The sequence below is a fragment of the Variovorax sp. CCNWLW186 genome (genome assembly GCF_037203865.1).
Taxonomy (GTDB): Bacteria; Pseudomonadota; Gammaproteobacteria; order Burkholderiales; family Burkholderiaceae_C; genus Variovorax.
In genome coordinates this window covers 152,881-164,872 of sequence record NZ_JBBCBO010000007.1, presented here as the reverse complement: position 1 = coordinate 164,872, position 11,992 = coordinate 152,881, and the positions used below count along the sequence as shown (strand labels likewise).

The 11,992-nt window shown below is 64.6% G+C and carries 13 protein-coding genes; 10 read left to right on the top strand and 3 right to left on the bottom strand.

Features of this window, described 5'->3' with window-relative positions:
- The first annotated feature begins 67 nt into the window (after window positions 1–67).
- Window positions 68–1,159, top strand: coding sequence for a redox-regulated ATPase YchF (ychF, locus tag V9K97_RS11235; protein WP_157615968.1), 1,092 nt, complete (start codon window positions 68–70; stop codon window positions 1,157–1,159).
- A 138-nt stretch (window positions 1,160–1,297) separates the two neighbouring features.
- A complete protein-coding gene (locus V9K97_RS11230; RefSeq protein WP_337318045.1) occupies window positions 1,298–1,972 on the top strand; it encodes a glutathione S-transferase family protein in 675 nt (224 codons plus the stop codon).
- A 16-nt stretch (window positions 1,973–1,988) separates the two neighbouring features.
- Here the strand turns inward: V9K97_RS11230 and V9K97_RS11225 are convergent, their stop codons facing one another.
- Window positions 1,989–2,459 carry a YqaA family protein gene (locus V9K97_RS11225; RefSeq protein ID WP_337296967.1) on the bottom strand — a complete coding sequence of 157 codons (471 nt, stop codon included), beginning with the start codon at window positions 2,457–2,459 and terminating at the stop codon, window positions 1,989–1,991.
- Window positions 2,460–2,640: 181 nt separating this feature from the next.
- Between V9K97_RS11225 and dusB the strand changes: the two genes are divergently transcribed.
- The 3 genes from dusB to purH are packed head-to-tail and all read left to right on the top strand — an operon-like array spanning window position 2,641 to window position 5,582.
- The gene (gene dusB / locus V9K97_RS11220) at window positions 2,641–3,699 is read left to right on the top strand and encodes a tRNA dihydrouridine synthase DusB (protein WP_337318043.1); all 1,059 of its coding nucleotides are present in this window, start codon (window positions 2,641–2,643) and stop codon (window positions 3,697–3,699) included.
- A 22-nt stretch (window positions 3,700–3,721) separates the two neighbouring features.
- Window positions 3,722–3,958: a Fis family transcriptional regulator gene (locus V9K97_RS11215; protein WP_007838304.1), complete on the top strand. Its 237-nt coding sequence runs from the start codon at window positions 3,722–3,724 to the stop codon at window positions 3,956–3,958.
- A gap of 16 nt (window positions 3,959–3,974) precedes the next feature.
- Window positions 3,975–5,582: a bifunctional phosphoribosylaminoimidazolecarboxamide formyltransferase/IMP cyclohydrolase gene (gene purH / locus V9K97_RS11210; protein WP_337318041.1), complete on the top strand. Its 1,608-nt coding sequence runs from the start codon at window positions 3,975–3,977 to the stop codon at window positions 5,580–5,582.
- Between the two features lie 92 nt (window positions 5,583–5,674).
- Here the strand turns inward: purH and hemL are convergent, their stop codons facing one another.
- Entirely contained in the window at window positions 5,675–6,970 is a 1,296-nt protein-coding gene (gene hemL, locus V9K97_RS11205; RefSeq protein WP_337296964.1) for a glutamate-1-semialdehyde 2,1-aminomutase, read from the bottom strand.
- The gene (gene thiD / locus V9K97_RS11200; protein ID WP_258502397.1) at window positions 6,970–7,935 is read right to left on the bottom strand and encodes a bifunctional hydroxymethylpyrimidine kinase/phosphomethylpyrimidine kinase; all 966 of its coding nucleotides are present in this window, start codon (window positions 7,933–7,935) and stop codon (window positions 6,970–6,972) included. The genes hemL and thiD overlap by 1 nt, the downstream gene beginning before the upstream one ends.
- 111 nt (window positions 7,936–8,046) lie before the next feature.
- On the opposite strand from thiD, the gene V9K97_RS11195 reads away from it, so the two are divergent.
- From V9K97_RS11195 to V9K97_RS11175, 5 genes are all read left to right on the top strand, one after another.
- The gene (locus tag V9K97_RS11195) at window positions 8,047–8,217 is read left to right on the top strand and encodes a rubredoxin (protein ID WP_007838397.1); all 171 of its coding nucleotides are present in this window, start codon (window positions 8,047–8,049) and stop codon (window positions 8,215–8,217) included.
- 83 nt (window positions 8,218–8,300) lie between these two features.
- The gene (locus V9K97_RS11190; RefSeq protein WP_126749384.1) at window positions 8,301–8,699 is read left to right on the top strand and encodes a response regulator; all 399 of its coding nucleotides are present in this window, start codon (window positions 8,301–8,303) and stop codon (window positions 8,697–8,699) included.
- A complete protein-coding gene (locus V9K97_RS11185; protein ID WP_126749383.1) occupies window positions 8,699–9,064 on the top strand; it encodes a response regulator in 366 nt (121 codons plus the stop codon). The genes V9K97_RS11190 and V9K97_RS11185 overlap by 1 nt, the downstream gene beginning before the upstream one ends.
- Window positions 9,065–9,083: 19 nt before the next feature.
- The gene (locus tag V9K97_RS11180) at window positions 9,084–9,617 is read left to right on the top strand and encodes a chemotaxis protein CheW (protein ID WP_258502392.1); all 534 of its coding nucleotides are present in this window, start codon (window positions 9,084–9,086) and stop codon (window positions 9,615–9,617) included.
- Window positions 9,618–9,660: 43 nt separating this feature from the next.
- Window positions 9,661–11,982: a methyl-accepting chemotaxis protein gene (locus V9K97_RS11175; protein ID WP_337318038.1), complete on the top strand. Its 2,322-nt coding sequence runs from the start codon at window positions 9,661–9,663 to the stop codon at window positions 11,980–11,982.
- Window positions 11,983–11,992 lie beyond the last annotated feature (10 nt).

The following is an 11,992-nucleotide window of genomic DNA, read 5'->3' as shown; positions in this document are numbered from 1 at the left end:
TTGCAAAGCCCGCCGGCGATGGCTGAGCCGGCTCGCCTAAAATCCTGGGTTACCCAGAGGACCCCCCATGAGTTTGCAATGCGGCATCGTCGGCCTGCCCAACGTCGGTAAATCCACCCTTTTCAATGCGTTGACCAAGGCCGGTATCGCAGCGGAAAACTATCCGTTCTGCACCATCGAGCCCAACGTGGGCGTGGTGGAAGTGCCTGACCCGCGGCTCGCGCAGCTCAGCGAGATCGTCAAGCCCGAGCGCGTGGTGCCCGCCATCGTCGAGTTCGTCGACATTGCCGGCCTGGTGGCCGGCGCCAGTACGGGCGAAGGCCTGGGCAACAAGTTTCTTGCGCACATCCGCGAAACCGACGCCACGGTGAACGTGGTGCGCTGCTTCGACGACGAGAACGTGATCCACGTGGCCGGCAAGGTCGACCCGATCTCCGACATCGAAGTGATCCAGACCGAGCTCTGCCTGGCCGACCTGGCCACGGTCGAGAAGGCGCTGCACCGCCACACCAAGGTGGCGCGTTCGGGCGACAAGGACGCGCAGAAGCTCGTCGGCCTGCTCGAGCGCTGCCAGGCCGCGCTGAACGAGAACACGCCGGTGCGCGCGCTCGAGTTCACCAAGGAAGAGCAGCCGCTGGTGAAGTCGTTCACGCTCATCACCGCCAAGCCCGCGATGTTCGTCGGCAACGTGGCCGAAGACGGCTTCGAGAACAACCCGTACCTCGACCGCCTGCGCGAATACGCCGCCAAGCAGGGCGCGCCCGTGGTCGCCATCTGCGCCAAGATCGAAGCCGACCTGGCCGAGATGGACGACGAAGACAAGAAGATGTTCCTCGCCGAAATCGGCCAGGAAGAGCCGGGCCTCAACCGCCTGATCCGCGCGGCCTTCAAGCTGCTGGGCCTGCAGACCTACTTCACCGCGGGCGTGAAGGAAGTGCGCGCCTGGACCATCCACATCGGCGACACCGGCCCACAGGCGGCCGGCGTGATTCACGGTGACTTCGAAAAGGGCTACATCCGCGCCCAGACCATCGCCTTCGAGGACTACATCGCCTACAAGGGCGAGCAGGGCGCAAAGGACGCGGGCAAGATGCGTTCGGAAGGCAAGGAATACGTCGTCAAGGACGGCGACGTGATGAACTTCCTCTTCAGCTCCTAACTGGCTCACCCCCAGTCTTCGCGCACTTCGTGTCGCTACGCCAACCCCCTCACCGGGGGCAACACCAGCGGCCCGGCGAAGCCGGTTCCGCGGTGTTCCACGAAAAGGCACGCCCTTCCTTCAAGCACCTGCCGACCTATGCTCACCGTCCACCACCTGAACAACTCGCGCTCGCAGCGCGTGCTGTGGCTGCTCGAAGAACTCGGGCTGCCCTACGAGATCGTTCACTACCAGCGCGATGCGAAGACCATGTTGGCGCCTGCTTCGCTGCGGGCCGTTCATCCACTGGGCAAGTCGCCGGTGGTCACGACGGACGACGGGCTCACGCTCGCGGAATCGGGCGCAATCATCGAGACGGTGATCGAGCGCTACGGCAACGGCCAACTGGCACCGGCGCCGGGCACGGCCGAGGCACTGCGCTACCGCTACTGGATGCATTTCGCGGAAGGCACGGCCATGTCGCCGCTGCTGCTGAAGCTGGTGTTCGACAAGATCGAGCGCAGCAAGATGCCTTTCTTCGTGAAGCCGGTCGCGAAGATGATCTCGGGCAAGGCCAAGGCGGCCATCATCATGCCCAACATCGAGAGCCACCTGAACTTCATGGAAGCGGAGCTCGGCAAGAGCGAATGGTTTGCGGGCAATGAATTCACGGGCGCCGACATCCAGATGAGCTTTCCCGTCGAAGCCTCGCAGGCGCGCGGCGGCCTGAATGCAACGCGCCCCCGTCTCATGGCCTACCTGGAGCGCATTTATGCGCGGCCGGCCTACCAGCGTGCGCTGGAACGCGGCGGCCCCTACGATCTGTTGAGCTGACGCGGGCGCGCCGGGACTACCCCGGAAAGATATAGAGCAGCGCGACGGTCATACACACGTAGCGCAAGAATTTGCCGATGAGCATGTAGCCAAGACATGGCCAGAACGGCAGCTTGAGCCAACCCGCGACCGCGCAGAGCGGATCGCCGACGATCGGCAGCCAGCTCAAGAGACACGCCTTGGGACCGAGCCGCTCCAGCCAACTCAATACGCGCACATGATGTTTCGAGTGCGAGTATTTGTCTGCGACCTTGTGCGCGCCGTAGCCTATCCACCAGTCGACCGCGCCGCCCAGCGTGTTGCCCGCCGTTGCCACCAGCACCGCCGGCCAGAACAGTTCGGGGTTGAGCTTGAGCAAGCCGAACAGAATGGGCTCGGAGCCCACCGGCAGCAGCGTGGCCGAGACAAAGGCCGCGATGAACAGCGTGGAGAGTCCGTATTGCGGAAGCGCGAGTAGCGCCAGAAGAGCGTCGAGCCAGGCTTGCATAGGGTGAAATGAGTCGACGCAGTATAGGTAGCCCGCCTGCTTGTACAGGTCGGAGAAAGCGCCGAGGACCGCAGGTTTTATTTCCCTACCCCAAGCGCAAATCGTTTCATTCGCCGAAATCCCGCGTGGCTACAATCGTGCCTCATTTTTCAGCAGCCGAACTCGCGACGCTTTCTCCTCCATGACCCTGCAGATCGGCACTCACACGCTGGAAAACCGCCTGTTCGCCGCGCCCATGGCCGGCGTGACGGACCGGCCGTTCCGCATGCTGTGCCGCCAACTGGGTGCGGGCTATGCGGTCAGCGAGATGGTGACCTCGCGCAAAGACCTGTGGAACACGCTCAAGACATCGCGCCGCGCCAACCATGACGGCGAGCCCGGCCCCATCGCGGTGCAGATCGCCGGCACCGATGCGGCCATGATGGCCGAGGCCACGGTCTACAACATCGAACGTGGCGCACAGATCATCGACATCAACATGGGCTGCCCGGCCAAGAAGGTCTGCAACAAGTGGGCCGGCTCGGCGCTGATGCGCGACGAGCCGCTGGCGCGCGAGATCGTGCAGGCGGTGGTGGATGCGGCTCAACCTTTCAACGTGCCGGTCACGCTCAAGATGCGCACTGGCTGGAGCCAGGAGCACCGCAATGCGGTGAGGCTCGCGCGCGACTTCGAATCGGCCGGCGTGCAGATGCTCACCGTGCATGGCCGCACGCGAGAGCAAGGCTACAAGGGCAGCGCCGAGTACGACACCATTGCCGCCGTGAAGGCGGCGGTGCGCATTCCCGTGGTGGCCAACGGCGACATCAATTCACCGGAGAAGGCGCGCGACGTGCTCGCGGCCACCGGTGCCGATGCGGTGATGATCGGCCGCGCGGCGCAAGGCCGGCCCTGGATCTTCCGTGAGATTTCTCACTTTCTTGCAACGGGTACGCATCTTGCGCCGCCGCTGGTCATAGAGGTTCGCCGCTTGCTGCTCGACCATCTGGTGGAGCACTATGCGCTCTACGGTGAGTTCAGCGGCGTGCGCACTGCGCGCAAGCACATCGGCTGGTATGTGCGTACGCTACCGGAGGGAGAAGCCTTCCGCGCGCAGATGAACACCATCGAAGATTCCGCCGCGCAGCTGCGTGCGGTCGGCGATTATTTCGACGGGTTGGCGGACCGCATGGACCGCATGCCCGTGCACCAGGCGGCCGAAGAGCTGTCCGGTGAAGAGGAGGCGGCTTGCGCCGCTGATTGAGAGAGAAGAAGAGAAGAAAAGCATGAGCAAGAAACACATCGAGGACTGCGTTCGCACCAGTCTGGACAGCTACTTTCGCGATTTGCGCGGCACCGAACCCGACGGCATGTACGAGATGCTCGTGCGCGTGGTTGAGAAGCCCTTGCTCGATGTCGTGATGACGCGCGCCGAGGGCAACCAGTCGAAGGCTGCGCAATGGTTGGGCCTGAATCGCAACACGCTTCGCAAGAAGCTGGTTGAACACAAACTTTTGAAATAACTACACGGCATATTCCATGGCCCAGACCGCACTCATTTCCGTCTCCGACAAAACCGGCATCCTCGAATTTGCGCAGGCGCTGCATGCGCTCGGCATCAAGCTGCTGTCTACCGGCGGCACCGCCAAGCTGTTGGCCGATGCCGGCTTGCCCGTGACCGAAGTGGCCGACCACACCGGTTTTCCTGAAATGCTCGACGGCCGCGTGAAGACGCTGCATCCCAAGATTCACGGCGGCCTGCTGGCGCGCCGCGACCTGCCCGCGCACGTGGCGGCCATCAAGGAGCACGGCATCGACACCATCGACCTGCTGGTGGTCAATCTCTATCCGTTTGAAGCCACAGTGGCCAAGGCCGGGTGCACGCTCGAAGACGCGATCGAGAACATCGACATCGGCGGACCGGCCATGGTGCGCAGCGCCGCGAAGAACTGGAAGGACGTGGGCGTGCTGACCGACGCCTCGCAATACCCCGTGGCGCTGGCCGAGCTGCAGGCCGGCGGCAAGCTCAGCGACAAGACCAAGTTCGCGTTCTCGGTGGCCGCGTTCAACCGCATTGCCGACTACGACGGCGCCATCAGCGACTACCTCTCGGCCATCGACTTCGAAGCCAGCATCGGCCAGCCTTCGCCCACACGCTCGCTGTTCCCGGCACAAAGCAACGGCCGCTTCGTGAAGGTGCAAGACCTGCGCTACGGCGAGAACCCGCACCAGCAGGCCGCGTTCTACCGCGACCAGCATCCGGCGCCCGGCTCGCTCGTGTCTGCCAAGCAGTTGCAGGGCAAGGAGCTCAGCTACAACAACATCGCCGACGCAGACGCCGCATGGGAATGCGTGAAGAGCTTCGACGTGCCGGCTTGCGTGATCGTGAAGCACGCCAACCCGTGCGGCGTGGCCGTGGGCGCGGACGCGCTCGAGGCCTACAGCAAGGCGTTCAAGACCGATCCGACCTCGGCCTTCGGCGGCATCATCGCCTTCAACCGTCCGGTGGACCTTGCCACTGCGCAGGCCGTCAACAAGCAGTTCGTCGAAGTGCTGATGGCGCCTGGCTATACGCCCGAGGCGCTCGAGGTGTTCCAGGCAACCAAGGCAAAGCTCAACGTGCGCGTGCTCGAGATTGCATTGCCCAAGGGCGGCGCCACCGACTGGGACAACGGCCGCAACGCGATGGACGTGAAGCGCGTCGGCTCGGGCCTGTTGATCCAGACCGCCGACAACCACGAGCTCGCGGCCAGCGACCTCAAGGTGGTCACCAAGAAGCAACCCACGCCCGAGCAACTGCAAGACCTGCTGTTCGCATGGAAGGTGGCCAAGTACGTGAAGAGCAACGCCATCGTGTTCTGCGCCGGTGGCATGACCATGGGCGTGGGTGCGGGCCAGATGAGTCGCCTCGATTCGGCGCGCATCGCGAGCATCAAGGCCGAGCATGCGGGCCTGTCGCTCAAGGACACGGCGGTGGCGAGCGATGCCTTCTTCCCGTTCCGCGACGGCCTCGACGTGGTGGTCGACGCCGGTGCGAGCTGCGTCATTCAGCCCGGTGGTTCGATGCGCGACCAGGAAGTGATCGACGCGGCCGACGAGCGCGGCGTGGTCATGGTGCTTTCGGGCGTGCGCCACTTCCGCCACTGAGCATCAACGGCCCTTCGGGCAAGGCCGGGCTGTACCGCCAGCGTTTTGCTGGCGTGCGCAGCCCGGCTTTTTTCTTGGCCGGAGGTTCGCCCTTAGCGGGGCCCGGAGGCCTTGAAGATCTGCCTGGCAGCCTCGATCGTGGCGGCAATGTCGTCGTCGCTGTGCGCGGCGCTCACAAAGCCCGCTTCGTAAAGCGCTGGTGCGATGTACACGCCGCGGTCGAGCAGGCCGTGGAACAGCGCGTTGAACTTTGCGTTGTCGGTGGTCATCACCGTGGCGTAGTTCTGCGGCAGTTCGTTCATCAGGAAGAAGCCGAACATGCCGCCTTCGCTGTCGGCGTTGAAGGGCTGGCCTTCGGCCGCCGCGGCAGCCTTGAGGCCCGCGACGAGCGACTGCGTTTTCTTCGACAGCGCTTCGTAGAAGCCGGGCTTGGCGATTTCCTTCAGCGTTGCCAGGCCGCAGGCCGTGGCCACGGGGTTGCCCGAAAGCGTGCCGGCCTGGTACACCGGGCCCAGGGGCGCAAGCTGCTCCATGATGGCGCGCGGGCCGCCGAAAGCCGCTAGCGGCATGCCGCCGCCGATGACCTTGCCGAGCACCGTGAGGTCGGGCGTGATGCCCAGCACGCCTTGGGCGCCGTGCAGCCCCACGCGAAAGCCGGTCATCACTTCGTCGAACACCAGCAGCGCGCCGTGCTGCGTGCACAGGTCGCGGCAGCGCTTGGCAAATTGGGGCGTGGCTCGCACGAAGTTCATGTTGCCGGCAATCGCCTCGATCATCAGGCAGGCGATGTCGTTGCCATGCAGCGCAAAGGCTTCTTCGAGCTGCGCGATGTTGTTGTACTCGAGCACCAGCGTGTGCTGCGTAACCTCGGGCGGTACGCCGGCCGAGGTGGGATGGCCGAAAGTGGCCAGGCCGGAGCCCGCCTTGACCAGCAGCGCATCGGCGTGGCCGTGGTAGCAGCCTTCGAACTTGATGATGTGCTTGCGGCCGGTAGCGCCGCGCGCCAGGCGGAGCGCGCTCATGGCGGCTTCGGTGCCCGAGCTCACGAGCCGTACCATCTCCATCGAGGGCACCAGCGCGAGGATGGCTTCGGCCAGCTCGATTTCGCGCTCGGTGGGCGCGCCGTACGAGAAGCCCTCGAGCACGGCCTTCTGCACCGCCTCCACGACGGCCGGGTGGCCGTGGCCCAGGATCATCGGCCCCCACGATCCGATGTAGTCGATGTAGCGCTTGTCGTTGGCGTCCCAGAAGTAGGCGCCTTCGGCACGGCGGATGAAGCGCGGCGTGCCGCCCACGGCCTTGAAGGCGCGCACGGGCGAATTGACGCCGCCGGGAATGACGGCGCGGGCGCGGTCGAAAAGAATGTCGTTTTGGTCAGCGTTTGGCATCAATGTCTGGTGTCGTGAGGGGGCAGGGCAAAGTCTGGGGACGCGTCGGGGTCTTCACCGTCGTCTTCGTCGTCTTCGGGCTCGGCCCAGAACAGGCGGTCGGGCAGCACATGGCCCATGCCGGGCCTGAAGCCCGCGTCCAGGCAGCGGTCCATGTAGGCCAGGGCTTCGCTGGTGGCGGCCACCAGGTCGGTGCCGCTTGCGAGCAGGGCGGCAAGCGCGGCCGACAAGGTGTCGCCGGCGCCGGCAAAAACGGCTTCGAGCCGCTCGTATTTCTCGCTGGCGAGCACTGACTGCGGGGAGGCCAGCACGTTGTCGATGAACTGGTCGGGCAGCACCATGCCGGTCACCAGGGTGTAGGGCACGCCGAACTCCCCCGCGGCCTTGGCAATGTCGCGCGCACCGGGCGGACGGTCGCCGCTCCAGTCGGGAAGCAGCCATCGCCAGAGCGTACTGTGGTTTCCAACCAACACTGTGGCCTGGGGAAGAAGTAACTCCCGAAAAGCGTCCAGATAGGGCTCGATCAGGTTCTCGTCCCACCACGAGAGGTTGGGCATATAGGCCACCAGGGGCACCTCGGGGTAGTCGGAGGCGGTCTCGGCGATGGTGCTCAGGGTGTCGGGGCTGCCCACGAATCCCACCTTGATGAGCTGGACTTCCACGTCCTCGAGGATGGCGCGCGCCTGCTCGGCCACGGCCTCTTCGTCGAAGGCGAAATGGTCGAATATCTCGGCCGTGTCCCGGGCGTAGGCCCCCGTGACCACGGGAAGCATGTGGGCGCCCACCGACGCCATGGCCAGGGCATCGGCGCCCAGGCCGCCGGCGCCGCTCGGATCGCTGGCGTTGAAGACCAGCACGCAGGGCGGATTCAGGTCGCGCTCGGCAACCTCTTCGGCGTCCGCCGGGGGGTCGTTAAGATCGCCCGGTTTGCGGGCGTTGTCTGCTGGATGTAAGTAAATGGTCATACGCCGGGCAAAATCCCCTGGATGGTGGCATAGGCGCGACGTTTACCGTCCGCCAGTGAGATACGCATAGATACACTCGTTGCATTTAATGAACAAGGACTTTAAGCTCCGATGAATACGAAAACTTGGATGTGCCTGATTTGTGGGTGGATCTATGACGAAGCGGTTGGTGTGCCGGAGGACGGCATCGCGGCAGGCACGGCCTGGGCCGATGTCCCGATGAACTGGACCTGTCCTGAGTGCGGTGCGCGCAAGGAAGACTTCGAAATGGTTGAAATCTGAAGAGCATGGCATAGGGCTACGCGATTTGCGTCGATGTACGGCGCGGCGGGCATCCAAGTCTCATCTCAGCAGGAGTGTGTGCAATGGGGCCGAATGGATCAGGTTACAAGGTGCTTGTCATCGATGACAGCAATACGATCCGGCGCAGTGCCGAAATATTTCTGAAGCAGGGCGGGCACGAGGTTCTTCTTGCGGAAGACGGCTTTGACGCGCTCTCGAAAATCAACGATCACAAGCCGCATCTGATTTTCTGCGACATCCTGATGCCCCGCCTGGACGGTTATCAGACCTGCGCCATCATCAAGCGCAACGCTCAATTCTCCAATGTTCCGGTCGTGATGCTCTCTTCGAAAGACGGCGTCTTCGACAAGGCTCGCGGCCGCATGGTCGGGTCGCAGGACTACCTGACCAAACCTTTCACCAAAGACCAGCTGCTGCAGGCCGTGCAGCAGTTTGGCATTGTTCAACAGGAAGTGCAGTAATGCCCATTCGAAAAATCCTCGTCGTCGACGACTCCAAGACGGAACTGGTGTTCCTGTCAGACCTGCTCCGCAAGAACGGCTTTGCCGTCAAGACCGCCGAAAACGCCGACGACGCCATGCGCCGTCTCGAAGAGGAGCAGCCCGACCTGATCCTCATGGACGTGGTCATGCCCGGCCAGAACGGCTTTCAGCTGACGCGCGCGATTGCCCGCGACCCGAAGTACGGCACCATCCCGATCATCCTGTGCACCAGCAAGAACCAAGAAACCGATCGCGTCTGGGGCATGCGCCAGGGCGCTCGCGACTACATCGTGAAGCCGGTCAACGAGGCCGACCTGATGTCGAAGATCACCGCGCTCGCCTGAGCTGGAGCCGACCGAGTCCATGGCGAATCGCGACGCTCTCCGAGCCTTCCAGTCCCGGCTAGCAAGCCGCCTGCAGGCCGCACGCACGACTGGCGTCGCCGCCACGTGGCTCGCGGTCGAGGCGGGAGAGGGCAAGTACCTCTTTCCTCTCGGCCACGCGGGCGAAATTTTTCCCTGGACGCCCCCCCAGCCCGTGCCCTACACGGAGCCCTGGTTCCTTGGCGTTGCCAACCTGCGCGGCGGCCTCTTCGGCGTGGTGCAGCTGTCGGCATTCGCCTCGGGCGTTCCGAGCGGACCGGCCGCCACCGAGGCGGCCCGGATGCAATCGCGGCTCGTTGCCCTCAACGAGCTGCTCGAAGTCAACTGCGCATTGCTGGTCGACCGACTGGCGGGGTTGCGCGGCGCCGAGGCCTTCACGGCCGCGGAGCCGCCAAGCGCAGAAGCACCCGCGTGGCTGGGGCATCTGTACACCGATGCGGCGGGTGAGCGCTGGCAGGAGATCAACCTGCAGGCGCTTTCGCAGCAACCCGAGTTTTTGAGTATTGGCGCCTAGTGCTTTCGCACAGCCCAAAGACAACCACCCTGAAGGACCGACCGTGAGCTCGATCGCCGACAAGTTCAAGAAATTACTGCCCGCGAACAGCGGCAACGAAAAGGCCCGCGTCGACGGCTCAGGTTCCACCTTGTCGCTCGACGATGTCGATACGGTGCAGGCGCTGGACGAGAAGACCGTCCGCCTCGCCCGAAAACAAGGCCGCTCCGCCGCCGACCCCGCGCCCACCGGCTTTGCCGACGGCGGCGCGCTGCCTCCCAGCGAAGCAGCCAACGAGGCAGCCGCAGGCCCGCTCGACGAAGCGCAGGCCGCAGCCGCCAAGGCCGGCTCCAGGCCGGCGCGCCAGCAGCGGATCCTTGCGATCATGCTGGCTGTGGTGGTGCTGCTGCTGTTGCTGGTGGCCGGTTCGGCCATTCTTCGCGCCGAGCGCCTCGCGCAGCAGGTGGCCGCCACCGGCCAGTCGCTGATGCAGTCGCAGCGTCTCGCCAAATCGATCTCGCAGGCCCTCGTGGGCAGTGCGCCCGCGTTCGTCGAAGTGAAGGACAGCGCCGACGACCTCACGCGCCGCGTGCAGGGCCTGACCAACGGCGACGATGCCCTGCGCCTCGAACGCGTGGGCAACCAGTACGACGAGGACATGGCCAAGATCAACCCGCTGGTCGCCCGTGCGGATGCCAGCGCCAAGGTCGTGCTGTCGCAGCGCCAGATCCTGACCCAGGTGGGCGCCGCCTTGCGCGACATCAACCAGCAATCGTCCGCGCTGCTCGAAATGACGGAAACCGTCGCTTCGCTGAAGATGCAGCAGAACGCCACGCTGCCTGAAATCTCGGCCGCCGGCCAGCTCGTGATGCTGACCCAGCGCATCGGCAAGTCGACCAACGAATTCTTCACGGTCGAGGGCGTGAACCCCGACGCCGTGTTCCTGCTCGGCAAGGACCTGAACACCTTCCAGGAAACCACCCGCGGCCTGCTGGACGGCAATGCGCAGCAGCGCTTCCCCGGCTCCAAGGACCCGCAAACGCGCCAGCAGCTTGAAGCCATCCTGAAGACCTACGAGCAGATGCGCACGCAGGCCTCCGCCATTCTGGGCAACCTGCAGGGCCTGGTGGCCGCGCGCGAAGCGCAGGCTTCCATCCTGACCGACAGCGAACCGCTGCGCAAATCGCTCGGCGAGCTGCAGGACAAGCTCTCCGCACGCACCGGCCTGGGCGCTGGAACCATCGTGCTGCTGTTCGTGCTGTCGCTGGCCGCCCTGGCCCTGGCAGGCGCCATCGGTTTCGTGCAGGTGCGCGAAGGCCGTGAACGTGCCGCCATCGCCGAACGCGAACGTCTCGCGGCCGAACAGGCCAGCGACGAAGCCGGCCGCATCAACAACGCCAACCAGGCCGCCATTCTTCGGCTGATGAACGAACTGCAGACAGTGGCCGAAGGCGACCTGACGCAGGAAGCCACCGTGACCGAGGACATCACCGGCGCCATTGCCGACTCGGTGAACTACACGGTGGAAGAACTGCGACTGCTGGTGGGCAACGTGCAGAACACGGCAACCCGCGTGGCGCAGACCACGTCGCAGGTGGAAAGCACCTCGACCGAACTGCTCGCCGCCTCGACCGAACAGCTGCGCGAAATTCGCGAAACCGGCCAGTCGGTGCTGACCATGGCCGAGCGAATCAACGGCGTGTCCTCGCAAGCGCAAGAGTCCGCCACGGTGGCGCGCCAGTCGCTGCAAGCCGCATCGTCGGGCCTGCAGGCCGTGCAGAACGCCATCGGCGGTATGAACTCCATCCGCGACCAGATCCAGGAAACCTCCAAGCGGATCAAGCGCCTGGGCGAATCCTCGCAGGAGATCGGTGAAATCACCGAGCTGATCTCGGACATTACCGAACAGACGAACGTGCTGGCGCTGAACGCCGCCATTCAGGCCGCATCGGCCGGTGAAGCCGGTCGCGGCTTCTCGGTGGTGGCGGAAGAAGTGCAGCGGCTGGCTGAACGCTCCGCGGACGCCACGCGCCAGATTTCGGCGCTGGTGAAGGCCATTCAGACCGACACGCAAGACGCGGTGGGCGCCATGGAGCGTTCCACGCAGGGTGTGGTCGAAGGGGCCAAGCTGTCCGACAATGCCGGTACCGCACTGACGGAGATTGACCGCGTGTCGCGCCGCCTTGCAGAACTGATTGAGCAGATTTCGCAATCCGCCTCCCGCGAAGCCGATTCGGCCAACGTGGTGGCTGCCAACATCCAGCACATTTTTGCGGTGACCGAGCAGACCGGAGAAGGTACCCGTACCACCGCCCAGCAGGTGCGCGAGCTTTCGCAGATGGCCGAAGAACTGCGCCGCTCCGTCGCCCGTTTCAAAATTGCCTGACAAGAGATAA

Coding starts and splice junctions, on each gene's coding strand:
- ychF (WP_157615968.1), top strand. CDS start 68: ATGAGTTTGCAATGCGGCATCGTCGGCCTGCCCAACGTCGGTAAATCC.
- V9K97_RS11230 (WP_337318045.1), top strand. CDS start 1,298: ATGCTCACCGTCCACCACCTGAACAACTCGCGCTCGCAGCGCGTGCTG.
- V9K97_RS11225 (WP_337296967.1), bottom strand. CDS start 2,459: ATGCAAGCCTGGCTCGACGCTCTTCTGGCGCTACTCGCGCTTCCGCAA.
- dusB (WP_337318043.1), top strand. CDS start 2,641: ATGACCCTGCAGATCGGCACTCACACGCTGGAAAACCGCCTGTTCGCC.
- V9K97_RS11215 (WP_007838304.1), top strand. CDS start 3,722: ATGAGCAAGAAACACATCGAGGACTGCGTTCGCACCAGTCTGGACAGC.
- purH (WP_337318041.1), top strand. CDS start 3,975: ATGGCCCAGACCGCACTCATTTCCGTCTCCGACAAAACCGGCATCCTC.
- hemL (WP_337296964.1), bottom strand. CDS start 6,970: ATGCCAAACGCTGACCAAAACGACATTCTTTTCGACCGCGCCCGCGCC.
- thiD (WP_258502397.1), bottom strand. CDS start 7,935: ATGACCATTTACTTACATCCAGCAGACAACGCCCGCAAACCGGGCGAT.
- V9K97_RS11195 (WP_007838397.1), top strand. CDS start 8,047: ATGAATACGAAAACTTGGATGTGCCTGATTTGTGGGTGGATCTATGAC.
- V9K97_RS11190 (WP_126749384.1), top strand. CDS start 8,301: ATGGGGCCGAATGGATCAGGTTACAAGGTGCTTGTCATCGATGACAGC.
- V9K97_RS11185 (WP_126749383.1), top strand. CDS start 8,699: ATGCCCATTCGAAAAATCCTCGTCGTCGACGACTCCAAGACGGAACTG.
- V9K97_RS11180 (WP_258502392.1), top strand. CDS start 9,084: ATGGCGAATCGCGACGCTCTCCGAGCCTTCCAGTCCCGGCTAGCAAGC.